At 63.6% G+C, this 25,674-nt stretch carries 14 protein-coding genes; 2 read left to right on the top strand and 12 right to left on the bottom strand.

Annotation, left to right across the window (positions count from 1 at the left end):
• From ACMO9O_RS05710 to ACMO9O_RS05655, 12 genes are all read right to left on the bottom strand, one after another.
• Complete coding sequence (locus ACMO9O_RS05710; RefSeq protein ID WP_418982757.1) at positions 1–2,091, bottom strand: hypothetical protein; 2,091 nt, start codon at positions 2,089–2,091, stop codon at positions 1–3.
• A gap of 104 nt (positions 2,092–2,195) precedes the next feature.
• On the bottom strand, positions 2,196–4,127 hold the full coding sequence (locus ACMO9O_RS05705) for a RagB/SusD family nutrient uptake outer membrane protein (protein WP_418982755.1): 1,932 nt from the start codon (positions 4,125–4,127) through the stop codon (positions 2,196–2,198).
• A gap of 30 nt (positions 4,128–4,157) precedes the next feature.
• On the bottom strand, positions 4,158–7,418 hold the full coding sequence (locus tag ACMO9O_RS05700; protein ID WP_418982753.1) for a SusC/RagA family TonB-linked outer membrane protein: 3,261 nt from the start codon (positions 7,416–7,418) through the stop codon (positions 4,158–4,160).
• Positions 7,419–7,577: 159 nt separating this feature from the next.
• The gene (locus ACMO9O_RS05695) at positions 7,578–8,492 is read right to left on the bottom strand and encodes an AraC family transcriptional regulator (protein ID WP_418982752.1); all 915 of its coding nucleotides are present in this window, start codon (positions 8,490–8,492) and stop codon (positions 7,578–7,580) included.
• A gap of 70 nt (positions 8,493–8,562) precedes the next feature.
• The gene (gene rhaD, locus ACMO9O_RS05690) at positions 8,563–9,366 is read right to left on the bottom strand and encodes a rhamnulose-1-phosphate aldolase (RefSeq protein ID WP_418982751.1); all 804 of its coding nucleotides are present in this window, start codon (positions 9,364–9,366) and stop codon (positions 8,563–8,565) included.
• A 5-nt stretch (positions 9,367–9,371) separates the two neighbouring features.
• Positions 9,372–10,391 (bottom strand): L-rhamnose/proton symporter RhaT, encoded by a 1,020-nt coding sequence (gene rhaT, locus ACMO9O_RS05685; RefSeq protein ID WP_418982750.1) that lies wholly within the window; start codon positions 10,389–10,391, stop codon positions 9,372–9,374.
• Positions 10,392–10,417: 26 nt separating this feature from the next.
• On the bottom strand, positions 10,418–11,674 hold the full coding sequence (locus ACMO9O_RS05680) for an L-rhamnose isomerase (protein WP_418982748.1): 1,257 nt from the start codon (positions 11,672–11,674) through the stop codon (positions 10,418–10,420).
• 21 nt (positions 11,675–11,695) lie between these two features.
• A complete protein-coding gene (locus ACMO9O_RS05675; protein ID WP_418982747.1) occupies positions 11,696–13,174 on the bottom strand; it encodes a rhamnulokinase in 1,479 nt (492 codons plus the stop codon).
• 10 nt (positions 13,175–13,184) lie between these two features.
• Positions 13,185–14,624, bottom strand: a complete 1,440-nt coding sequence (locus ACMO9O_RS05670; RefSeq protein ID WP_418982745.1) for a glycoside hydrolase family 28 protein — start codon at positions 14,622–14,624, stop codon at positions 13,185–13,187.
• A 240-nt stretch (positions 14,625–14,864) separates the two neighbouring features.
• Positions 14,865–16,460 (bottom strand): glycoside hydrolase family 28 protein, encoded by a 1,596-nt coding sequence (locus ACMO9O_RS05665; protein ID WP_418982743.1) that lies wholly within the window; start codon positions 16,458–16,460, stop codon positions 14,865–14,867.
• Between the two features lie 2 nt (positions 16,461–16,462).
• Positions 16,463–18,247 carry a silent information regulator protein Sir2 gene (locus ACMO9O_RS05660; protein WP_418982742.1) on the bottom strand — a complete coding sequence of 595 codons (1,785 nt, stop codon included), beginning with the start codon at positions 18,245–18,247 and terminating at the stop codon, positions 16,463–16,465.
• Between the two features lie 16 nt (positions 18,248–18,263).
• Positions 18,264–20,783, bottom strand: a complete 2,520-nt coding sequence (locus tag ACMO9O_RS05655) for a glycoside hydrolase family 88 protein (RefSeq protein WP_418982741.1) — start codon at positions 20,781–20,783, stop codon at positions 18,264–18,266.
• A gap of 330 nt (positions 20,784–21,113) precedes the next feature.
• Between ACMO9O_RS05655 and ACMO9O_RS05650 the strand changes: the two genes are divergently transcribed.
• Both ACMO9O_RS05650 and ACMO9O_RS05645 read left to right on the top strand, forming a co-directional pair.
• The gene (locus ACMO9O_RS05650) at positions 21,114–21,986 is read left to right on the top strand and encodes an enoyl-ACP reductase FabI (protein WP_418982740.1); all 873 of its coding nucleotides are present in this window, start codon (positions 21,114–21,116) and stop codon (positions 21,984–21,986) included.
• A gap of 527 nt (positions 21,987–22,513) precedes the next feature.
• Positions 22,514–25,666, top strand: a complete 3,153-nt coding sequence (locus ACMO9O_RS05645) for a SusC/RagA family TonB-linked outer membrane protein (protein ID WP_418982739.1) — start codon at positions 22,514–22,516, stop codon at positions 25,664–25,666.
• Positions 25,667–25,674: the final 8 nt, after the last annotated feature.

Here is a 25,674-nt window from a genome sequence, read left to right as displayed (position 1 = left end):
TTACGGTAGCGGTTTGAGACCCTCCCAGCGAACGTCCCAGTCGCCGTTCTTGGGGAATCCGGGGTTTTCCACCTCGCAGCCGTCCCAACCGGCGCACATCAGCGCCACGGTGGTCAGCAGACCGCCGTTGCCGGGCAGGTAGCAGCGCAGCCGGCCGTCCTGGTAGTTGTGGCCGTTGACCAGATAGGTATTCGTCCGCTTGTCCATCATCAGCGCGTTGACGGCCTTTTCGGGCTCGCCCAGCCGGGTGGCGTTCATCGCCGTCATCGGGTAGTCCCAGCCCCACGTGCGGCCCCAGTTCCAGTTGTCGTAGATCCAGTCGAAGGTGCGGTGCATGATGTCCTCGCGCACGAGCGGCGAGCGGGGCAGGATACCCAGCGCACCCAGTACGGCCATGTGGTCGGAGGTGAAACGCACGTCGAGGTAGGTGTCCTCGGCGGTCTCGGCCGCCAGATAAAGCCCGTCCTTGGCCGCCAGCGGGGAGAGCTTGTCGATAATCTCGTCCCACGCCAGGTTGCGCTTCTCGCCCATCCGCTCGCGCCACTTCTGTGCGGTCGAGAGGGCGAAATGCCAGTAGGAGAGTTCGAACGGCGGGTTGACGGTCTCCGAGGCGCGCAGGGTCTCCTGCGCCGGGATCGCGCCCCGCAAAATGTAGCGGTTGCCCATGCCGTCGTACTCGGCGAACGAGGCCATAAATTCTGCGGTCCGCTGCACCAGCCCGTAGTAGGTGCGCAGGAACTCCTCCGAGGGGTTCGCCCGGTAGACCAGTTCGGCAAGGTAGATCAGGTGGGGCTGCTGCCAGATGAGGAACGAACCCACCTTCGAGGGCGCTTCCGTGCCCGAGGGGTCGGTCATCTTCATCCAGCGCACCCCGTCGAAGCCCTGCCGCTGCGCGATGGCGCCGGCTGCCGGCTCCACCGTGGCGTACCAGCCGAGCGTGCGTTCCAGCAGCCGCTCGCGGCCCCAGAGCGCGAACTGCGCCTCGTGCCACCAGATCATCTCCAGGTGGAACTTGCCGTACCACGAATTATAGGTCAGGCCGGTCTCCTGCGGCGGGTACTCCCCGGCACACTGGATGCCCAGCAGGTATTGCGACAGCACCACGCGGCGCTCCAGCTCGCGGGCCCGCGGGTCCTTGCAGCGGCTGAAATCGACCGCCGCGCCCTCCGTCCAGTAACGGCGCCAGTAGTCGGCCGCGGCGGCGAGGGTCTCCGAGGTGTCGGGCAGCGGTTCTGCGGGCGTTTCGGGCAGGAACTCCGCCTCGACGGAGCAGCTGTCGGCCGTCGGGATGAGCGTGAAGCGGTTACGGCCCGTCTGCGCGAGCGTGGCTCCCGAGAAGCGCAGCGCCACGAAGTAGGTCGTGCCGTCGAGCGTACGGCGGATCAGCGCCCGGCCCTCACCCTGTTCGGTGAGGGTCGATGCGTGGCGGTCGTCCTGCGTCCAGTCGGTAGCGTCGTCGGAGTGGCCTCCCGTGGGGTAGGCGAAGCGGATAGTGAGGGGCAGCCGGGCCGCGGTGCGGATTTCGGCGGCCACCAGATCGCGGTCGGGGTGGCAAACGGTTACCACGTCGACTGCCTGTCCGTCGGCCGCGAAGTGCGATTCGATGCGTCCGCGCCACAGGTCGAGCCGCTGGCGGATGTCGGTCACGCGCTCCGGCGCAAGCCCTTCGAAGCCGATGTAGCCCAGGTGCAGGCGATGGGGATTCGCGCGGAAGTAGTTGGCGGCCCGCTGTTGTCGGCCCGGCTCGTTGAACTGCACGGCGTAGGGTTCGGTGCGTCCGCGGCCGAAGTCGTAGTCGCGCAGCGTCTCGGCGGGAGTGTAGCGCTCCTCGTTGGGGAATGCGTGCCAGCCCCACTCGCTCTGGGTTCCCAGGGGCACGCCCTGACGGTAGCGTTCGGGGAAAGTTTGCAGGCCGGTGGCGTCGACCGTGAAGGCGAAGCGGCCGTTGCCCACCGAGAGCGACGCGAGCGAGTCAAGCGTTTCCACCGTGGGGCTGTTGCGTCCGACGAGCGCTTCGCGGTCGATCTTCTGTTCGGTGGCGCAACTGCCCGCAAGGGCGGCGGCGCACAGGGCGGCGAGGTAGTAGTTCATAGCGGGTAAATTAGGCGTAAGATACGAAAAAATCGCGGGTCCGGGTAAAAACCCGCTGCCGTCGGAGGCCGGCGGCAGCGGGAGTGTATTCGATTGGGCCGCCGTTACAGGTAGCCGGGATGCTGCGAGATGTTGGGATTCTCGTTGGTGATCGAGGTGTTGGAGAAGGGCAGCGCTTCGGCGCGGTTCTCCTGGAAGCCGTAGAAGAGACCCTCCGACGGGCTGTTGATCCACGCGGGCACGGAACCTCCGTTCTCGGCCGCTCCGGTCGGGAAGCCCGGCATCGCCGAGTCGGTCTTGATCGCCGTTTTGGTCGCCAGACCGGCCTTCGTGCGGGCCGCGGTGTTGTAGTCGCTCTTGAAGGCCTGGAACATCGCCACGGGATACCAGACGTCCTTGTCGTTCTCCTTGAGCGCTTCCAGCTCGGCGTCGGTAGGCTCGTGGTCGAAATCCTTGTACTTCACCGCGAGGATGGGGTTCTTCCAGGCACAGGCGTCCTTGGTCACCTGGTAGGCGCGGTAGGTCGGCACGGAGGCGTAGGCGCCGCTCTTCTGCGAGAGGTCCACCATGGCCTGCTTGGTATTGGTCAGTTCGCGGCCCAGCAGGTTCCAGCGCGTCAGGTCGCTCTTAAACCAGAACTCGCCGGCCATCTCCCAGCGGCGCTCCCGGACGATCGCCTCGAAGAACTCCTCCTGCGAGGTCGGGGTGGTCCCGATCTTCGAGCGGTCGCCTCGGAAGGCGCGCAGACGCACCGTTTCGTAGGCGCTCTTGGCCGCGGCGGTCGGGCCGCCGTTGAGGTAGTTCTGCGCCTCGGCATACATCAGCAGCACGTCCGAGTAGCGCAGCAGCGGAATATTCAGGCTCTGACGCTTGCCCTGCTTGTCGGGGGCCTCGTTATACCACGGCGAGCGGAATTTGCCGATGAAGATGCCGTTCCAGGTCGTGCCGACGTTGTGCGACTGGGTCATCGTGTAGTTGGTGCAGGTCACGTCGCGGCGCGAATCCGCGGGGTCGTACGAGAGGTAGAAGGTCGGCAGCAGAAACTGCATAATCTTGGCCGAGCCGTAGGGCGCGGTGTCGGTTCCCGGCTGGTTGTAGGCGCCGAAGCGGCCGTTGGTCGAGGTCCCGGCCTGGGCGAACTCCCAAAGGATCTCCTCCGGGGTGTAGGAGCGCTCGCAGAGCGTGCGGAAGACGATCTCGAAACCGCTCTTGCCGTCCTTGGCCTGCACGAGTCCGTTTTCGCCCTTGCTGACCAGCGCCTCGCAGGCGTTGCTGGCGATCTGGTACAGTTCCCGCACGCGGCCTTCGTCGGCGCGGCGCGCCATGCGCAGCGAACCGGGATCGTTGGTCTCGAGGTTCCAGCGCAGCGAGTAGCCGCCGGCGTAGAGCGCCACGCGGGCCAGCAGACCGTAGACGGCGTTCTTCGAGATGCGCTCGGGGGTCGAAATCGCCCCCTCGGAGTACCAGGGCAGCAGGTTGGTGGCCTCCTGCAGGTCGCTGACGATCCGATCGTAGATCAGATCGCGCGAGGAGCGTTCGGGGTAGAACGTGGGCTGCTTGGCCAGCGGTTCGAAGATGGCCGGCACGTCGCCGTAGATGCGGATCATGTTGAGGTAGTAGTGTGCCCGCAGCGCCAGCGCCTCGCCGCGCAGCTGGTTGCGCTTGGCCGATTCGGGCAGGTTATCCAACCCTTCCAGCGCCATGTTGCAGTACTCGATGCCCATGTACGAGGCGGTGTAGATCGAGGTGAGGGTGACCGGGGCGTTGGGGTCGTAGGCGTAGTTGCTGACAAACATTTTCGAGTTGGCGCGCTCGTAAGACTGCACGGCCGTGTCGCCGCCGCCGAACTGATACCAAAGCTCTTCGCTCCAGGCCTGCTGGTAGCAGCCGAGGACGAACATTTCGGCCGAAAGCTCGTCTTTGAACACCGTTTCGCTGTCGGTGGCGGAGTAGGACGGCATGTCGAGCCAATCTTCGCAGGATGCGCAGCCGAGGCCGAGGACGGCCACTGCCAGATATTTTATAATCGTTTTCATAATCGTTTTCGGTTTGAAGTTTCGGTTCGTTTAGAAGGAGAGGTTCAGACCCACTACATAGCTTCTCGAACGGGGATAGGCGGCCTGATCCACACCCGGCGTGCAGATCGACTCGGTGGCCGAAACCTCGGGGTCGAAGCCCGAATAGCCGGTGAGCGTGGCCACGTTGTTGACCGTGAAGTAGAAGCGGGCGTTGGCGATGCGGACCTTCTGCAGGAGCTTTTTGGGCAGCGTGTAACCCAGCGTGATCTGGCCGATGCGCAGGTAGGAGCCGTCCTCCACGAAGTAGGAGGTGGCGTAGCTTACGGCGGTTTTGTTGTTGGTCTGGTCCAGCGACCACGTGCGGCCCGACTGGTCGGGGTTCAGGCGTGCGAGCGTGGCCAGGTCGGTGGCGCGGCGGCCCGTCGAGGGGTCGATCAGGCGGTAGAAGTTGGTTCCCATCTCGGCGGGGACGTTCTCGTTGGCCACGTAGGGGCTGTAACTCTGCTTGGTGGCGTTGAAGATGTCGTTGCCGTAGGAGAATTTCAGGAAGACCGAGACGTCGAAGCCGAAGAAGGTGACCGTGTTGGTGAAACCTCCGGTGAAGAGCGGCGCTCCGTCGCCGATCTTCACCTGCTTGGAGGAGAAGATGGGGCGTCCGTCGGCGTCCACGTCGTCCGCGGCGTACTTGATGTCGCCGGGCTGGGGCGTGCCGTTCTTGTAGCCGACCACGCCGTCGCGCAGCTGGAACTTGCCGTCGGGGGTCTCGATGAAGTCGTCCGTGGTGTAGATGCCGTCGTAGACGAAGCCGTACATGGCGCCGAGGCTCTCTCCCGGGACGGCACGGTAGTAGACCGTACCGTTGCGGCCCGAGTTGCCCACCGTGAAGGGCTTGTATTCGGTCTCTTCGTTCTCCAGACGGAGCACTTTCGACTTGTTGAACGAGAGGTTCAGGTCAGAGGTCCAGCGGACGTTCTTGGTCTGGATGTTGACCGAGTTGATGCCCAGCTCGAAGCCGCGGTTGCGCAGCTCGCCGACGTTCTGGAACTGGAATTTGTAACCCGTCGAGGTGGGGATGTTGCACTTCATCAGCAGGTCCTTCGACTCGTTGTTGTACCACTCGGCAGTGATGTTGAGGCGGTTGTTGAACATGGCCAGCTCCAGACCGACGTTGGTGGCGATCACCGTCTCCCACTTCAGATCGGGGTTGCCGAGCGTGTCGCCGGGGCTGTACGTGACGTTGGTGCTGCCGCCGATGGGGTAGTCGCCCTGCGAGATGTTGGTCGCGTAGCTGGCGTCCGAGATGTTGCAGTTACCCGTCGTACCGTAGCCGGCGCGCAGTTTGAGACCGTTGATGACGTTCGAGATCTTGCCGTCTTTCCAGAACTTCTCCTCCGAGATGCGCCATGCACCCGATACGGAGGGGAATACGCCCCACTTGTTGCCGGCGGCGAACTTCGACGAACCGTCGGCGCGCAGCGTGGCGGTCAGCAGGTAGCGCTCGTCGAACGAGTAGTTCACGCGGGCGAACGCCGAAACGATGCCGCTGTGCGCGTGCTCCGACTTCCAGGTGTCGGGCTGGGCCTTGGAGATGTCGTCCAGTCCGAAGTTGGGCAGCGGGAAGTTCTTGAGTTTGAGTTCCGACTTTTGCGATTCGGAGTGGGTGACCTCCTGACCCAGCAGTACGCCCAGCCGGTGTTTCCCGAAATCCTGGTTGTAACTGAGCGTATTGGTGATCTGGTAGCGGTAGGTGTCCTTGTTGCTGATGCCGCCGTTGATGTTCTGGTTGTTGATGTACTCCAGCGCACGCTCGTCGGAGAAGCTGCGGTCGTTGATCTGGCCCCAAGTGTAGCTGCCCGCGGTGCGGAAGGTGAAGTGCTTGAGGAAGTCGACCTCGATGCCGGCATTGACGTTGAACAGGCGCGAGCGCTTGGTCGACGTGGTGGCCAGATTCTGGATGTTCGGGTTGGCGATGTCCCAGGAGCCGGAACCGGACATGCCTTTGTATGCGTCGTAAAGCTCCGAGTTGATGAGCTGGTCGTCCGTATAGAGCACGCCGCCCGTGACGGGCTGCAGCAGGGCGTTCTTCATGCCCGAGTAGGCGCCGCCGCCCTGGGTCTTGTTGTTGGTGAAGCTGGCGTTGAAGTCGAGCCGGACGCCCTTGTAAAGCTCCGAATTGATCTTGGCGCGCACCGAGTTCTTGGTCACCGAGTGGTTGGGAACCAGACCGTCCTGATCGTTGAAGTTGTAGCTCAGCATCACTTGGGTCTTCTCCGTACCCGTCGAGATGTTGATGTTGTGGTTCTGCGTCATGGCGTAGCCGCCGAAGATCTCGTCCTGCCAGTCGATGGCGCGGGCGCCGCCGTAGAGCTGGGCGATGCGGGCATAGACCCCTTGGTAGAAGCCGGCGTCCTCGGTGCTGCGTCCGTCGTAGAGCAGCGCGTAGTTGGGGACGTTGTTGTTGAGGTTCTGGAACTCGTATTGATATTTTACGAAATCCTCCGCGTCGTCGATCATGTCGAGCTTCTTGGAGAGAGTGTCGAACGAGAAGTAGGTGTTGTACTGCACCATCGTCTTGCCCTTCTGCGCCCCTTTGGTGGTGATGATGATCACGCCGTTCGAACCCCGCGCACCGTAGATCGCCGACGAGGAGGCGTCCTTGATGACGTCGATGGTCTCGATGTCGTTGATGTTGATGTTGTCCAGCGCGTCCTCCATCTCGAAGCCGTCGACGATGTAGAGCGGCTTGGTCTCCTGCGTGATGGACGTACCGCCGCGGATCACCACGTTGGTCTTGGCGCCCGGAGCGCCGTTCTGGGTGACGATGTTCACGCCGGTGGCCTTACCCTGCAGGGCCTGGGCGGCGGTCATGACGGGAATCTGCGCGAGGTCCTTGCCCGACACGGAGACGGTCGAACCGGTGACGTCCTTGCGCTTGACTTTGGCGTAGCCGATGGCCACGACCTCCTCCATCATCACGGAGGAGTCTTTCAGCGCGAAGTCATAGACGGATTTCCCCCCCCCGAGGGCTACGGACTCGTTCTCGTAGCCGATGAACTGGGCGGTGAGCTGCGCGGCCCCGGCGGGGACGTTCAGGGAGAATTGACCGTTGGCGTCGGTGGTCGTGCCGGCCAGCGGAACGTTGGTCTTCTGGCCGTCCGTGGCGAATACCGTAGCACCCACGACCGGTAGGTTGTCGGGTCCCGTGACCGTGCCGGTGATGGTACGCGTCTGAGCCGACGCGGCTGTTGCCGCCACGCTGAACAATGCGGCCAAAGCCAGCATTGCGACACGTTGGAAAGATGCTCTCATAAAATCAGGTGTTAGATTAGTAATTGGGTTCAGTGTTGATTCTGCTTGTTGAAAAACAAGGGTCGGTTATCTGCCGATAAAATTATAATTAATTGTATGTATGATGGTTGATGAAAATGATAATCCGACTATGCAAAATGATTTATTCGCATTATGACACTACTCGCGGCCGTAATTCCGGTAGGCCGTGGGGGTGTATCCCGTGTGTTTTTTGAAGATGGAGAAGAAGTGTTCGGTGGACTTGTACCCCAGCGAGTAGGCGATCTCCTTAATCGAAAGCGTCGTGTCGGAGAGCAGCCGTTCGGCCCGCCGCAGCTTCAGCTGCTGGAAATACTTGGCCGGGGAGTGGCCCGTGTAGTCCTTGAACGTCTTGCGGAACCACGAGTAGCTCAGGTTCAGCTCCGACGCCAGCGCGTAGAGGTCGATCTCCTCGGTCACCCGCTCGTCCATGATGATCTTGGCCTTTTCGACCGCCTGCTCCAGCAGGTTGGTCGTCGAGTTGTTCTGGTTGCGGATCGTGTAGCAGATCAGCCCGATCATGTGGCAGACGATGCCGGTCAGCAGCGGCTGGGGCGCGATCTTGTTGTCGGAGGCGACCTCGAGGGCGCGCTGGTACAGCTGCGTCAGCTCGTTGTTGAAGCCGATCTCCCAGAGCTGTTCGCCCTTGTGGAGGCCCAGGAGGCGCAGCAGCTGGTCGAACGTGCGTCCCTCGAAGCCGATGTAGTACTCCATCCACCCGGTCGAGGCGAGCGGACAGTAGGAGTGCAGCTCGCCCGGCCGCAGCAGAATCAGCGTGCCCTTGTTGACGCGCACGCCCTCCGGCGGGGTGTTCACCGAGCGGAACGTACCCTTGCCCTGGGTGATGTAGAGCAGCTGGTACTCGTGCAGCACGCGGCCCTTCTCCGTGTCGAAGAAGTAGTCGGCCGGGTGCGCCTTGAGCGGGTATTCGTCGTGGGGGATGATGTCCTGCGAGCCGACGGTGTTGACCACGGCGTTGAGTTTGCGGTCGTTGTCGTTGGCGATCAGGTACTTGAATACGGCGCTCGATGGATGTCGGATCGTTTCGTCGTTCATGGCAGGTTCGGTTTGGGTCGGTAGTTGGTCGGTTGGTCGGTTGGTCGGTTGGTCGGTCTGCGGAAGCGGCTCAGAGGTTGAACGCCTCTTTCAGCTCGTCCATCTGCCGGCGGCTCATGCCCTCGGGTTCGAAACCCATCGAACGGGCCGTGAGGTAGATCTGCGCCGACTTGGAGAGCACGTCCACGAAGTCGAACGCCTCCATGATGTCGGGTCCCACGGCGCATACGCCGTGCTTCTCCCACATCACCACGTCGTAGTCGGCCAGCTCGCGGATGGTCGCCTGAGCCAGCTGGAGCGTGCTGGGCATCTCGTAGCGCACGATGCCCAGCCCCTTGGGGCAGAAGGCGCGCGTTTCGGGGATCATGCTCCACAGCAGGTTCGTCAATACGTCCTTTTCGAGGAACGCGGGGTTGTGCGACAGGGCCACCAGCTCGATCGGGTGGGTGTGCAGCGCCGCGGTGTAACCCTTGCCGTCGGCGATCATCTTGTCGTGCATCGACAGGTGCGCGGGCAGTTCGGAGGTCGGCGGCACGGGGTTGTCGGCGACGATCTCGTAGGAGGCGCAGTCGTCCAGAATACGGATCACCGCGCCGTTCTCCATCGGACGGCGTGCCAAGTCGCGCATGCGGCGGTTGGTTCCCTTGCAGAAGAAGTAGCACCCCTTCAGGTGGGGCAGTACGGTTCCGATGAGGCGCACCTCGCTGATGGCGGGCAGGGCGCGCACCGCATCGTCGATATGGGCGGTGACGTTGACCGTGATGTTGCCGCCGTTGCGTTCGGCCCACCCCTTCTGCCAGAGGTAGCCGGCCACTTCGGCCACTTCGGCCACCTGACGGGCCAGTTCGGGACGGTTCTCGAGGATCGATTTCATGTGCGTTAGAGGTTTGGATAGATTAGTGAAAAAATCAACAGCGCCAGTCCGGCGACGAGCACCGCGGCCGTGCGGCGCGTGACGCCCCGCCATTCGCGCAGCACGATGCCCCAGACGTTCGAGAAGATGACGTTCAGCGACATGAGGATGCTCCACGAGAAGGCCAGCAGCACGGGATTGCCCCCGAGGAAGCTCTTGCCCGTCTCCAGTCCGAAAAACTGCGTGTACCACAGGCCGCCCGCCAGGGCGCAGAAGAGGATGTTGCGCGCCAGCACCGCCGTTTTGGCGTAGTCGCCGAAGGTGCGGTTGCGGGCGTTCTGCCAGAGGCAGTAGGCGGCGTTTGTTGCAAAACCGCCCAGTGTGACGAGCAGGATGACCGGAAGCCCCGCGAAGAGGGGGTCCGTCCCGGCGTCGAGCGCCGCCTGCCGGATGGGTGCGCCGGCGTCGATGCCCAGCGCGAAGCAGGCGCTCATCACGCCGGCCAGCACGGCTACCAGCAACCCCTTGCCCAATGCGAAGTCGCGGATGGCGGCCCGCCGCTGTTCCTCGGAGAGGTTCCGCGCGCGCAGCGACCCGGCGTAGCCGATCACGGAGATGCCCGCCAGGGTGATCATAACGCCGATCAGCAGCGTCAGTCCGTCGCCCGAGAGCAGGTCCTCGCCGCCGAACAGGGCCGGCAGCAGCGTCCCTAGCCCCGCGCAGGTTCCCAGCGAGATCGACTGGCCGAGCGCCACGCCCAGGTAGCGCATCGAGAGACCGAACGTGAGGCCCCCGACGCCCCAAAGAGCGCCGTAGACCACCGTCGGCAGCGCACCGCCCGCACCGAGCAGCGTGCCGAGCGACACGCCTCCGCCCGGCAGCGCCAGCAAAGCGCCGCACAGCGGGAAGACCAGCCACGCGAAGAGGCCCTGGGTGAGCCAGAAACTCTCCCACGACCACGCGCGGACCTTGTTGATCGGCACGTAGGAACTGGACTGTCCGAACGAACCGACGGCGATAATCAGAAGACCGATCAGGATTTCCATAATGCGGCTTTTTCAGCGTCGTGCGGTCAGCCGCGTTTGGAGGTCACCTCCCGTTCGTAGCGCTGCACCCCGGCGATGAACTCCTCGCCCACGGGAACCCCCGCGCGGAGGCAGAACATGTCCCATACGGCGTTCCACGGCAGCGACTTGGCCTCCTCGAGCAGCGCCAGCCGTTCGAAATAGCGCCCTTCGGCCTCGTAGCGGCGCAGCTGCGCGAGCGGTTCGAGCAAGGCCTGCATCAGGCTCTTCTGCGCGGCGCGCGTGCCGACGACGTAGGCGCCGATGCGGTTGATCGAGGCGTCGAAGTAGTCCAGCCCGATGTGCACGCGCTCCAGCGCGTCGCAGCGGACGATCTCCTTCATCAGGTCGAGCGTCTCGTCGTTGAGGATGGTCACGTGGTCCGAGTCCCAGCGCACCGGGCGCGAGACGTGGAGCATCACCTCGGGGGTGTAGAGCAACAGCGAGGAGAGCTTGTCGGCCACCGATTCGGTGGGGTGGAAGTGGCCCGTGTCGAGCGTGATGATCTTGCCGCGGCTCGTGCCGTAGCCGATGTAGAAGTCGTTCGAACCGACCGTATAGCTCTCCAGCCCGATGCCGAAGACCTTCGATTCGACGCAGTCCTTCATGTGTTCGTACTCCTTCTCGAAGATGCGGTCGAGCGAATCCATCAGCAGCTCGCGGTAGTACATGCGGTTGACGGTGATGTCTTTCGAGCCGTCGTGCACCCAGACGTTCATGATCGAGGGGTCTCCCTGCGCGCGGCCCATCTCCTCGGCCACGGCGCGGCAGCGGCGCGTGTGTTCGATCCAAAATTCGCGGATGGCCGGATCGGGGTTCGCCAGCGACAGGTCGCCCGATTTGGGGTGCGAGAAGGAGGTGGAGTTGAAGTCGAGCTTCAGCCCGTGCTCTTTGGCCCAGGCGATCCAGCCGGCGAAGTGGCGCGGTTCGACCTGGTCGCGGTCGATCCGCTCGTCGCCGAACTCGCCGTAGATCTCGTGCAGGTTCAGGCGGTGCGAGCCGGGGATGTAGCGCAGCGCCTCGGCGATGTCGGCGCGCACCTCCTCGACGTTGCGGGCGCGGCCCGGGTAGTTGCCCGTGGTCTGAATGCCGCCCGTGAGGCTGCCGCCCCGGTTCTCGAAGCCGGCAACGTCGTCCGCCTGCCAGCAGTGGAGCGAGATCGCCACCCCGCGCAGCTGCTCCATGGCGGCATCGGTGTCGACGCCGATGGCGGCGTAACGCTCGCGGGCTATTTCGTAAGCCTTTTCGATAAATTCTGGTTTCATTTTTCGGATCGTGTTTAGGATTTATGCTTGTTGGGTGATTCGTTCGTAGGCGTCGTAAGCCGCCTGCCAGCGGGCGCTCTCTTCCGGCTCGAAGCGGCGGGTGGCGACCGATTCGGCGGCCAGCCGTCGCATATCTTTCAGGTCGGCGGCCAGCCCGAGCGCACGGGCCTGAACCAGCACGTTGCCCAGCGCGGTGGCCTCCGACGGGCCCGCGACGACCGGAACTCCGGTGGCTGAAGCGGTCATGCGGTTCAGCAGGTCGTTCTGCGCCCCGCCGCCGATGACGTGGAGCGTTTGGAGCGGGAACGGAGCCAGCCGCCGCAGCTTGTCGAGCACCTCGCGGTACTTGAGGGCGAGGCTCTCGAAGATGCAGCGCATGAGGGCCGCGTCGTCCGCCGGTTCGGTCTGTCCCGTTTCGCGGCAGTAGGCGCGGATGGCAGCCTCCATGTCGGTCGGGGCGGCGAAACGGGCGTCGTCGGGGTCGATCCACGCGGCGAACGGCTCGGCGGCGGAGGTCATGGCGACGATCTCGGGGTAGGAGTAGTCGCGTCCGCGGGCTTTCCATGCGGCGCGGCACTGCTCGAGCAGCCACATGCCCGTGATGTTTTTCAAGAGGCGCGTCGTCCCCTCCACGCCCCCTTCGTTGCTGAAATTCAGCCGAAAGCTCTCGTCGGTGATGACCGGCTCGCGGACTTCGATGCCCATGAGCGACCAGGTTCCCGACGAAAGGTAGGCGAAGCGCTCGTCGCTTGCCGGAACGGCCGCCACGGCCGAGGCTGTGTCGTGGCCCGCCACGGCGATGACCGGAACGGGGCCAAGCCCGGTCGCTTCGGCGATCTCGGCGCTCAGATGTCCGACGATCTCTCCCGGGAAGACGATCCCGGGGAACTGTTCGGGGCGGACGCCCGCCGCCGCGAGCAGCTTCGCGTCGAGCCGCTTGCCGCGCGGGTCCATCAGCTGCGAGGTGGAGAGGATCGTGTATTCGCAGACCATCCGTCCGGTGAGCAAGTAGGCCAGCGCATCGGGGATGAAGAGCAGCTTGTCGGCAGCCATGAGCGCGTCGCAGCGTTCGCGGCGCGCCGCGGCGAGCTGGTAGAGCGTGTTGAAGTTCATAATCTGGATGCCCGTGCGGTCGTAGACCTCGCGCCGCGGAACGGTGCGGAAGAACTCCTCGGGCGTGCCGTCCGTATAGGGGTCGCGGTAGGCGCGCGGAAGTCCCAGCAGCTGCCCGTCGCGCCCGACGAAAGCCATGTCGACGCCCCAGGTGTCGATGCCGATCGAGTCGATCGCAACGCCCTTGCGGGCGGCGTCGCGCAGTCCGTCGCAGATGTGGCCGAACAGCGCGTAGATGTCCCAATAGTAGCGGCCGAACAGGCGGATCATGCGCGTAGGGAAGCGGTTCAGCTCCTCCAGACCGATACGCTGTCCGTCGATCGTGGCCAGAATCACCCGGCCGCTGGTGGCCCCCAGGTCGATGGCGATAAGATGCTTCTGCGACATGATTTGCGGCTTAGTTGAGTTCGACGCCCGTGTTGTCGGCCGTTTCGAGCGGCTTGCCCGAGGCGCGGACGGTCAGCCCCGCGGTCTGCCAGTTCTCGGCCCGCCGGACCGATCCGGCGTCCTGCCCCTCGAGCGAGACGTTTTCGAAGGTGAAGCCCTCGATGGTAGAGTTCTCCAGACCGCCGACCTTCATGCAGGTGCGCGCTCCGGTAGCTTCGACGTTGCGGAAGTGGATGTTGCGGAACTTGGGCGTGCCCTCTTCGGGCGTAACCTCCGCGAGCATCTTCTGCCAGTGGGCGGGCAGCTCCCTGCCCTCGTATTCGGCCGGCAGACGCGAGGTGCTGTACGCCGGATGCCAGTTGAGATCGACCACGAACGGGTCCCGCACATTGCGCATCTCGATATTGCCCAGGTAGATGTCTTCGATCACGCCGCCCCGCTGGCAGGTCGACTTGAAGCGCAGACCGTATTTGGTTCCCAGCCCCTGCATGTTGTAGGCCGCGATGTGGCGGATCGACCCCGAGGTCTCGCTGCCGCAGGTGAACAGCCCGTCGCCGTGGCCGGCCACGCAGTTGCGGATGACCACGTACTCGCAGGGACGGTTGACGCGCAGCCCGTCGCTGTCGCGCCCCGCCTTGAGGCAGAAGTTGTCGTCGTTGCAGTTGATGTGGCTGTTCTGCACGAGAATGTGGTGCGAGGAGTCGATGTCCACACCGTCGGTCGACGGGCCGCGGCCCTCGATGTTGTTCGAGATGATGATATTGTCGACGGTCACGTGCTCGGAGTAGAGGATGTGCAGCGACCAGAAGCCCGGCTGATAGAGAACGATGTCCCGGACGGTCACGTCCTTGCAGTCGGAGATGAGGATGCCGCGCGGGCGCTCGCAGTCGTAGTCCACGATCCAGCGCAGCCCCTTGGGGTCGTACTCCTTGCGCATTTGGCGGTACTTGTCCCAGAACACCTTGCCGCGGCCGTTGATCGTGCCCTCGCCCGCGACGGCGCTGTTCGAGCAGTTCATCAGGTTAATCAGCGCTGCGGGCCACTCCATATCCACGCCCGCCACGCGGGTGGGGATGCGGCGGTAGTCGGCGATCGACTGGCTGCCGATGAGCGTCGTGCCGCGCGGCACTTCGAAGAGGATGTTGTCGCCGTCGATGAAGAGCGACCCGACTAGATAGATGCCCGGGTCGAAGGTCACCCGGCCGCCTCCGGCCGCCTTGCAGGCGTCGATGGCGGCCTGTACGGCTTGGGTGGCGTCGGTCACCGCGTCGCCTACCGCGCCGTAGGCATTGGCCGAGAAGACGGCTTCGGCGGCGGGGAGGGTGCGTGCGCCGACCTCGGCGATCCACGCCAGTTCAGGGAAAGGATTGTCCTGCGCGGGGCTTTGCGAGCAGGTTACTGCGGAAAATGACGCCGCGCAGAGGATGAGTATGCGCACGATGCAATTCATAAATTTTCGGTTAGTAGGCGGTTTGTTCGTAAAAGTTTCTCAAAAGTAGCGGGTTTTTTACCAAGCGTATGTGGAAAATTGATTTTGTGACTATGCGATTTGATAGTGATTTTTTTGAATAAATAGCTAAAAAATTTTAATATCCTGCGTCGTTTGCTCTTGCTAATATACTAAAAACGCCCCACATAGCGATTGTGAGGCGTTTACAGGCAGGAAAAACTGCTGTTTTTGACGGTCGGGTTACTTCGTATTTTGATAGACTACCTCTCCGTCGAATGATTCGACGTCGGTCTGCCGGCAGTCGGCGATCTTGAGGGCGGGGCCTTCGGCGGCCGAAATGCGGACATTGTGTAAAATGATCTGCTCAGCGTGACGGATTTCGCCGCCTATCTTCGACGAGATGAAGCTCTCTTCGATGCGGATGCCCGAGATCGGCATCTCGGGGATGCCGTTGAAGAAGAGCGCCCGGCGCGCTCCTTTGCAGTTGAGGCGGCGCACGTCGATGTTCCGGAACGCGGGCGTGGTCTCGTCGACGGGCGGCACGACGGACGCGGCCCGCTCCTCGGTTCCCGATTCGAGCACCTCGACGGCCGATTTGCCGCCGTAGAAGAGGTCGAACAGCAGCGGTTCGGTGGCGATGTCCGACATGGCAACGTCGCGCACGTAGATGTTCTCCACCACGCCGCCCCGGCCGCGGCGGCTCTTGAAGCGCAGCCCCACGTCGGTCGAGACGAAGTTGCAGTGCGAGACCGCGACGTTGCGCACGCCGCCCGACATTTCGCTGCCCACGACGAAGCCCCCGTGGCCGCGGAAGACCGTGCAGCCGTCGACCACGACATTCTCCGCGGGCACGCCCCGCCGCCGGCCGTCCTCGTCCTTGCCGCTCTTGATGCAGATGCCGTCGTCGCCCACGTCGAAGCGGCTGTCGACGACCAGCACGTTGCGGCACGATTCGATGTCCAGTCCGTCGCCGTTCTGGGCGTAGGAGGGGTTGCGGACGGTGATGTTCTCGATGATGACGTTGCGGCACAGCAGCGGATGGATGTTCCACGCCGGGGAGTTCTGGAAGACGACCCCCTCGAGCCAAACGTTCTCGCAGTCGATGAGGCTGACCATCACCGGACGCAGGAAGTCCTTGACCGAGGCCCACTCTTCGTCGGTGGTGAGCGTGCGCGGCACGTTCATGTCGGCGATGGCGTCGCCCCGGAGCGCCTGCTCGCTGGGGAACCAGTAGGTCGGCCGCTTGTAGCAGCCGCCTCGCGCGGTGACGCGCCGCCAGGTCGATTCGTTGACCTTCTCCCGTTTGAGCGGACGCCAGTATTCCCCGTTGCCGTCGATCACCCCATGGCCCGTGACGGCGATGTTGCGCGCACCCCGCGCCGAGATCGGCGACTGGCAGCGGCGCGTGTTGTCGTACCCCTCGAACGAGGTTTCGACGAGCGGATAGAGGCTTTTGTCCTCCGAGAAGAGCAGGATGGCGCCCCGCTCCAGATGGAGGCGGATGTTATCGCGCAGCACGATCGGGCCGGTGTACCATACTCCGGCCGGGACGCGCAGCGTGCCGCCGCCCGCTGCTGCGAGGTGGTCGATGGCCGCCGCGAAGGCGTCGGTGGAGAGCCGCTCGCCGCTGGCATCGCCCCCGAAGTCGGCGATGCTGACCGCCCGGTCGGGGAATTGCGGCACGGCGAGCCGCGGCATGTCGAAGGGCAGCTCCTTATATAAATAGTCGAAGCGGTCGGATGCGGGAGCCGGGTTTTCCGTGGGGGTTCCCGCCTGGGTTGTCTGCGCCAGCAGCGCCGCGAGGCTGCAAAGCAGGGTCGTGATCGGTCGGTTCATGGCTACTCTCCTAAGTAATAAGACGGTACGGGCGACTGGGGGTATCCCTGGCTGCGCTCCGCGACGTAGCTGCGGTAGACGGGGTCCTGCATCAGCGTCACGCGGCGGTCGGCGGCGGGCCGGTTCGTGGAGTAGATGCGCAGCTCCCCGTCGAGGGCCGTTACGATCTCCTCGCGCCAGTCGCCCCGGATGTCGCCGATCAGCTGGATCGCGCCTTCGATGCCGGCGGCCAGTTCCGTTGCGGGCCACTTCACGATCCGGTCGCCGACGACGGTTTCGCGCACCTTGTCGCCGTCCCACCAGACCCAGTTGCGGCAGCCCGGAATCTTTTCGGCAGGCAGCCTGCGCCCCTGTGCCGTGAGCAGGTAGCGCGTGTCCCTGCCCGCCTTGCGATCCTCGGCCGCAAAGCACTCCAGCCCCGGATGCGAGGGGTCGATGTCGGCCACCATGCCGTCGCCCACGTGGGTGGTCGGGTGGCCGATGTTCCAGACCGGACGGCCCGTGGCCGCGTCCACGCAGCAGACGCCGCGGCCGTCGTCGTGCCACACCTCGCCGCAGAGGAAGACCTCCATGCCCGGACGCGCCGGGTCGAGATCCGTCAGATAGGTTTTGTCGGGGTGGCCGATGCCCGCCGACCAGAGCAGCGTGCCGTTGTCGTCGAGCATGCAGCCGCCGAGCAGGATTTCGTCGCGGCCGTCGCCGTCCACGTCGCCCGCAACCATATTGTGTGCGCCCTGGCTGCGCACGACGGGGTTCTCCTCGTCGCCGTCCCAGCGCCAGAGGTGACGCAGCTTGCCCGCGTGCAGCTCCCACGCATCGCAGAGCATTGCCCGATAGGTCCCTCTTGCCGTAATGATCGCCGGGCTCTTTCCGTCGAGGTAGGCCATGCCGATCTGGTTGCGGTTCTGCCGGTTCAGGTCGCCCAGCCGCGCCGTCCGCCCCGGCCACGGGGCGCGGGCGATCTCGCGGCCCGTCATGCCGTCGAGCACCACCAGATACTCCGCGCCCGACGCCACGCGGTGACGCTCGTTGCGTTTGCCGTCGGGGCAGATGCGCATCGCCACCTCGGCCTTGCCGTCGCCGTCGAAGTCGTAGACGACCATCGGCGAGTACCAGATGCCCGGCTCGACGCCCTCGCCCAGCTCATAATCCCACAAGTTGGTCCCGTCGCTGAGGTAGGCCGAGACGGTGTACTCGGCGTCGAAGTGCCTACCCTGCACGCCGGGATCGACGTTGGTGTCGGGCGTGCGGACCACGAAATCGTACTCCCCGTCGCCGTTCAGATCGCCCACGCCCAGCTTGCCGATCCGGCCGCGAACGGGGATCGAGACGTAGGACGGAGCGGTTTTCAGCGTCCGGACATCGACCCGGACGGTGTTCGATGCGGGCAGTTTCCGGTCGTCGTAGCACGGTTCCACCCAGTATTCGGCCGCGGCATCGGCCACGGGTTCCGTGTCGACGAAGTCGCACGTTTTGGTCGCGGGACGGCGGTTGAGCACTTCGGTCGCCCCCTTCGCGCGGCGGTAGACGTTGAAGCCGATGCCTGGATGGTCCCCGGCGAGCAGCCGCCAGCTCAGGTAAACTCCCTTGCCGTCCTCGGACAGGCGTGCCGTGAGCGAGCGGCCCAGCTTTTCGGCGACGCGCTCGGTGGCATACCCCTCGACTGGCGCTTTGGCCGCGTGGCTCGGGGCGAGGATTTCGTAGTTGTAGGCTCTTTCGCGCGGGTCCTGGGCCGCAGCGGAGCCGGCGACGGCGAACAGCGCCGTCAGCAGAAGCAGTTTTTTCATGGTATTTTCAGGTCGGTTATTTGCCCAGTTCGAGACAGCCCATGATAAAGGGCCCGGTGGCTTTGGCGTCGTTGTCGCGCATGCGCTCGCCGATGTAGTATTCGAAGCTGCCGTCGCGGTAGGGGTGGCCTCCCAGCCCGCCCACGGCGCAGCAGCGCGTGAGGGTGAGCGTGCCGTCGGCATTTTCGCCCAGCAGCTTGCGGCGGATGCCCTCGAACGCCTTTTCGGCGTATTGGCGGTAGGAGGCGTCGAGATAGCCCTTGTTCACGGCTTTGGCGTAGGCGTACATGAGCTGCGCCGTGACGGAAGCCTCCGGGAAGTTGCCTTTGCGCGTCGGGCAGTCGAGGACCTGATACCACAGCCCGGCTTTGTCCTGATAACGGGGCAGCGCGTCGGCCAGCCCCTGCACGAGCGAGATTACGTAGGTCCGGTCGGGATGGTCTTCGGGGATGAAGTCGAGGTTGTCGACCAGCGCCATGAACCACCAGCCGATCGAACGGCCCCAGAAGTTGGGCGAATGCCCCGTCTCGGGGTCGGCCCAGCGCTGCGTGCGGCTCTCGTCCCAGGCGTGGTAATAAAGACCCGTGACGGGGTCGTAGGTGTGCTCGTGGCACAGCCTGATCTGCCGGACGGCTTCGTCGATCCACTCCGGCTGGCCGAACTCCGCGCCGTACTGCGCCAGGAAGGGCGAACACATGTAGAGACCGTCGAGCCAGATCTGGTGCTGGTAGATCAGCTTGTGCCAGTAGGCCCCGTCGCACGTGCGCGGATGGCGGCGCATCTGCCCCGCGAGGCGGTCCATCGCCTTGCGGTATTTCTCCTTGCCCGTTTGGCGGTAGCAGTCGAAGAGTACTTTGCCCGGGTTGATGAAGTCGAGGTTGTAGGAGGCGAGGTCATAGCGGTGGATCTCCCCCGCGTCGTCGATGATCGAATCGGCCCAGCGCTCCACGTAGTCGAAGTAGCGGCGGTCGCCCGTCGCTTTCCACATACGGAGCATGGCGCAGCAGCCCACGCCCTGCGCATAGCCGAAGAAGAGACGCTTGCCGTGGTCGAGCTGCCACGCCTCGGGGAAGCGGCGCATCTCCGAGTCGGCGAACCAGCGGGCGTAGCTCTCCGCAGCCCACGTATCGGTGCGGAAAGGCACGGCGGGAAGCCCCGCGCCGTTGGAAAGGTTCACGCGAATCCACTTGCCCCAGCCGTAACGCACGGCGACGGGTTCGGGGACCTGCTCGGCCGTGAGGCGCACCTCGTCGCCCGCGACGACGGCCCGTGCGGGGTAGAAGCGGCGGTCCGCGCCGGCAACGAGGAAGCCGATCACCGAATCCCCGTCCGCGGGGTGGAGGCTGTCCTCGGCGTTGGCAAACTTCACCACCAGAGCATTGCCCTCGCGGCGCGTGGAGAGCAGGTAGGGGCTTTCGCAGGGGATGTCGCGTCCGTAGTCACGGTTGAGCGCCCAGCGGGCAAGCCGCTCGCCGGGAATCTGCTTGTTGCGGGGGTGAATATCGGTCGAGTCGCCCGCATCGGTGATGACGGCCATGCCCGTATGGCGCACCGCGCGCCAGGTGCGGAACTGCGCGTCGCGGATGGCGGCGGGCTGCCCGTAGTGGGGTGCGATCTGCACGAAGTAGAAGGGCATGTCGGGCGCTCCGAACGCCTTGCGCCACGCCTCGATCAGGTTGGTGAAGACCTGCTGGTACTTCTCCGCGCGCACCGAGTTCGATTCGCCCTGATACCATACGCACCCCTTGACGGTGTAGGGGCAGATCGGACGGATCATGCCGTTCCAGAGCGTGGCGGGTATCTTGCACCAGTCCTTTTCGCGTTTGATCTTCGCGGGGGCGAACTCCGCGCGCACGTCGTCGTAGAGCGGGTTGCGGGCCATGACCGCCATCGGGGTCCACGATTCGGCGTGCGTGCCGCCCCAGGTGGCCTGGATAAGGCCGACGGGCTGTCGGAGCTGTTCGTGCAGTTCGCGGCCGAAGACGAAGCCCACGGCCGAGAACTCCCTGATATTATCGGGGGTGCAGACCACCCAGCGCCCCTCGCAGTCGTCCATTTCGCCGTCGGGGGCCAGCTGGTGCTCGACACGGAACAGGCGCAGGTTGTCGAACGCGGCGCGCCGCATCTGTTCGTCGTAATCGACCATGCCGGTCTTCCACTTGGTTTTGGGGTCGCGGGCCGTCGGGAACTCCATGTTCGACTGACCCGAGCAGAGCCACACTTCGCCGATCAGAATGTTGCGGATGACGACGGTGTCCTGCCCGCAAACGGTCAGCTGCTGCCCGGTCGATGCGGCGGGCGTTTGGAGCGTGAGCCGCCAGCGGCCGTCGCGGCCGGCGACGGTGCGGTAAATATGTCCGTCCCACGAGGGGACGACGGCGATTTTCTCTTTGGGATCGGCTTTGCCCCAGATGTTGATGCGGGTCTGCTGTTGCAGCACCAGATTGTCGGAGAATACCGCGGGCATCTTGACGGCGGCATCGGCCGGGGCCGTCGCTGCCAGCAGCAGCGCCAGGGCGGAAAGGAAGCGTTTCATAGGTAAGTAGTTCGGGTTTGGTTCTGCACAAAATTAGGAATCGCTCCCGAAGAATCATAACACTCAGCCTAACAACATCATTTGGAGCAGTATAAAATCAGAATGCGGACCGGGCCTCGTGTTCGGCGAAAGGCGCAAAACAGGGCTTTTTAGGGTATTATACGCCGGTTTGTAGACGATCGGAGAGGCGGTGACGCGGTGTCAAAACAGCGGGTTTTCGGTCTCCGACCGGCGTCATGTCCCGGGCCCGGTGTGGGGCGTCGGAACGGGGCTGGTAGGCGGTTTGAAAAATTTTTGTTACATTTGCCCGAATTTTTAATCCAAAATACGATGGCATACAACTTATTGAAAGGAAAGAAGGGCCTGATCTTCGGGGCGCTCAACGAACAGTCGATCGCTTGGAAAGTGGCCGAACGCGCCGTGGAAGAGGGCGCCGAGATCGTCCTGACGAATACTGCCGTATCGATCCGCATGGGAACCATCAGCAAGCTGGCTGAAAAATGCAATACGATCGTCATTCCGGCCGACGCCACCAGCGTGGCCGATCTGGAGAATCTGATCGACAAGACGATGGAACATTTCGGGGGCAAGTTCGATTTCATGCTCCACTCCATCGGCATGTCGCCCAATGTCCGCAAGGGGCGCACCTATGACGACCTGGATTACGACTACCTGCAGAAGACGCTCGACATCTCGGCCATCTCGTTCCACAAGGCGATCCAGGTGGCCCGCCGCCGCGACGCCATCAACGACTGGGGTTCGATCGTGGCCCTGTCGTACATCGCCGCGCAGCGCACGCTTTACGGCTACAACGACATGGCCGACGCCAAGGCGCTGCTCGAATCGATCGCCCGCAGCTTTGGCTACATCTACGGCCGCGAGAAGCACGTGCGCATCAACACCGTCTCGCAGTCGCCGACCCCGACCACGGCGGGCAGCGGCGTGCTGGGCATGGGCGATCTGATGTCGTTCGCCGAGAACATGTCCCCGCTGGGCAACGCTTCGGCGACGGACTGCGCCGACTACGTGCTGACGCTCTTCTCCGACCTGACGCGCAAGGTGACCATGCAGAACCTCTACCACGACGGCGGCTTCTCGTCGATGGGTATGTCGCGCCGCGCCATGCGCACCTACGAGAAGGGGATGCGCTTCGAGGACGTGCACGCGAACCAGTTCCCGTTCGGAGCACCGGAGGAGCAGTAATTTTTGGTTTGACGGGCTGATTAAGGGCGGAAGCGTTGTGCTTCCGCTTTTTTTGTGGCTCTATTGCGTCGCCCGTTTACCGACCTCACCGTTTGCTCGCTGTTCCCTCACCGTTCCAAGTCCGGCGTCTGCGCCGCAGATGTTGAATAAGAGAAATTCGGGCGGCAGCCTGCGGAGGAACGCTAATGCGGGCCTCCGCTGCCTAAGGCTGCGGCCCGCCGGCTAAAGCCGCAAAACACCGCGATCGGAATCGGGATAATGCGAACGCAAACCCAAAGACCGATCGGGCGACCTCTGCCGAAAATCCGGCAATTCCCGCTTCCGGCATCCGGTGAAAATATTCGTCCGCGCGATGAAAAAAACAGTCCGGAAATTTGTTTTTGTCCGGAACTTTTCGTTACCTTTGTCCGAGTTCTGAAATTGGTTAACCACTTTGGTAAACCAGATTGGTTTACCAAAAAACCGGTTTCAGCCGTGGCCAACCGCCACACAACCAACTGACTAAACCTAATAACTTAAAACTGCTTATGGCTAAGAATTACCTTCTTAAGTCGTTGCTGACCCTATCGGCCCTGCTGATCTGCGCAGCGACAGCCTTCGCGCAGAAACACACCGTCAAAGGTGTCGTTTCCGACGATCAGGGACCGCTGGTAGGCGTTACCGTCGTTACGAAGGACCCCCCCCCGACCGGTACGGCCACGGGTATCGACGGCTCCTATTCGATCTCCGTGCCGGAGGGTAACACGGTGCTTGTCTTTACCTACGTCGGTTACCGCAAAGTCGAAGTTCCCGTCGGTCAGCAGACCGTCATCGACGTGAAGATGGAGCCGGAGGCTTCGACCCTCGACGAGGTGGTCGTGGTGGGTTACGGCACGCAGATGAAGTCGCACCTGACGGGTTCAATCTCGAAGATCGGCGGCGACGTTTTGGCCGACCGTCCCGTTTCGGACATCACCACCGCCCTGCAAGGGCAGATTTCGGGTCTGAACATCAACAACGTCACCTCTGAGGTCGGCGTGGCCCCGACGATCCGCGTGCGCGGTACGGGCTCGATCTCGGCCGACAGCGCCCCGCTGGTCATCGTCGACGGATTTCCCGTGCCCGACGGCTTGCAGGACCTGAACCCCTCCGACGTCAAATCGATCGAAATTCTGAAGGACGCCGCCTCGGCGGCCATCTACGGTTCGCGCGCGGCCAACGGCGTGATCATGGTCACCACCAAGAGCGGCACGGCCGACAAGGCGAAATACTCCGTGAAGTTCTCGCAGGGTCTCAAGTGGGCCTACGAGCTGCATGACCTGCTGACCACCACCGAGCACCTGCACCTGTTGGAGTGGCAGGAGTCGGTGGGCGCGATGGGTTCGAACTTCGTGCCGGCGGCCAACTACCGCGCCGCTTCGTGGATCGAGCAGAACATCGGCTCGACCGACTGGCAGAAGGAGGCGCTGCGCGACCTGGCGGGCATCACCAACGTCCAGTTCTCGCTCACGGGCGGCAAGAAGTCGTTCCGCTACTACGCCTCGGGAGCCTACACGAAGGATCAGGGCATCATGCTCCAGAACGAGGTGCAGAAGGTCAACTTCCGCACGAAGATGGACGTCGACCTGTCGAAAGCGGTGAAGTTCGGCGTGAATTTGGCCGGAACCTACCAGAAGGCGTCGCGTCCCAAGAACAACTTCATCGACTTCTACCGCACGCCCTCGTTCCTGCCCGTCTACCACAACGACTGGACCTCGGCGCTGACGGGCTACACGGGATTCGCCCGCGGCAGCCACTTCAACGACATCTCCACGCCGACGCGTCCTACCGACGGGGTGAACCCCGAGTGGGAGACGGCCAAACCCTTCCAGTCGGCCAACAACAACCCCCGCAGCGTCATGTCGAACACCAAGCGCTGGAACGAGTCCTTCTCGGGGCAGGGGAACATCTACCTCACGGCGGACCTTGCGAAGGGGTTGCAGTTCAAGACTTCGAACGGCTTCAACGTCCGCTACTCGCCGCAGTACTACTTCGCCCGGCAGAACGCCACCAAGGACGGCGAGGCCAGCAACGCGACCTTCTTCAGCACGCTGTACGTCGATCTGCTGACGGAAAACACGCTCGACTGGCATCGCACCTTCGGCCGCCACGACATCGAGGCGCTGGTCGGCTACACGGCCGAGACGACCCGCGTGCAGCGCGTGGCGCTGACCGGTACGGGCTTCCCGACCGACGACATCGAGACGCTGAACGCCGCCACGGTCTTCAACCTCGCCTCGTCGAACAACGGCAACGGCGCCGGAACGGGTACGTTCCGCTACCCGGACGTGGTGTTGCAGTCGTTCCTGGCGCGCGTGAACTACGCCTTCGACAACCGCTACCTGCTTTCGGCCTCGATTCGTCTGGACTCCTCGTCGCTCTTCGCCGGCGGCCACCGCAACGCGTGGTTCCCCTCGGTGGCGGTGGGCTGGCGCATCTCCGAGGAGGAGTTCCTCAAGGGGAAACACGGTCTTTCGAACCTCAAGCTGCGCGCCTCGTACGGCGTGACGGGTAACAACCGTATCGACTACAACGCCGCGCTGGAGGTCTACGAGAGCCAGAACTACGTGCTGGGCGACGGAACCGGAACGCTCCAGCCGGGCGTGGCTCCGGCCGCCGTGCTGGCCAACCGCGACATCACGTGGGAGCAGACCGACGAGTTCAACTTCGGTCTCGACGCGGGATTCGTCGACAACCGCATCAACCTCACGCTGGACGCCTACTACTCCGAGACGCGCGCCCTATTGTTCGCGCAGCCCATGCAGTCGTTCACCGGCTACACGAAGCACTGGAACAACATCGGCCGCGTGCGCAACGCGGGCGTCGAACTCCAGCTGGACACCTACAACTTCCGCTCGAAGCGTTTCAGCTGGGAGACCTCGGTCAACTTCTCGCTTTCGCGCAACAAGCTGCTCGAGATCGGCGGCGAGAAGCAGGTCATCACGCAGGGCGAACGCTCGGAGAGCTACCTGGCGCGCGTGGGTGATCCGCTTATCCAGTACTACGGCTTCAAGGCCATCGGCGTCTGGAACTCTTTGGAGGAGATCGAGGCCAATCCCCACTTCTCGACCGACGTGCCGGGCGGTCTGCGCATCCTCGACTACGACGGCAACGGGGTGCTGAACGACGACGACCGCATGCCGCTGGGCAATCCCTATCCGTCGTTCACCTACGGCATGACCAACACGTTCAAGATCGGAGACTTCGACCTTTCGTTCCTCATCCAGGGCGTGCAGGGCGTGACGGTCTTCAACGGCGACATCTACTACAACGAGACCATGCGCTACAACAAGGCCTACATCAAGGACCGCTGGCTCTCGGCCGACAACCCGGGCAGCGGGAAGACCCCCTACGAGAAACTGGGAACCGACATGATGCTCACCGACTACGGCCTGCAGGACGCTTCGTACGTCTGTCTGCGCAACCTGACCGTGGGCTACACCTTCCCCAAGCGCATCGCCAACAAGCTGCACCTGAGCGGGCTGCGCATCTACGCTTCGGGCAACAACCTCTTCTACATCTGGAGCGACGACTACAAGGGCATCAACCCCGAGTCGCGCATGACTTCGGGCAGCTACGCCAACCCGATGGTGGCCGGATACCAGCGCGGCGGCTTCCCCCTCACCTCGACCGTGACCTTCGGTATCGATCTTAACTTCTAAAACGCGAC

It is taken from the genome of Alistipes sp. (genome assembly GCF_048465635.1).
Lineage (GTDB): Bacteria > Bacteroidota > Bacteroidia > Bacteroidales > Rikenellaceae > Alistipes.
This window is presented reverse-complemented; position numbering and strand designations above follow the sequence as displayed.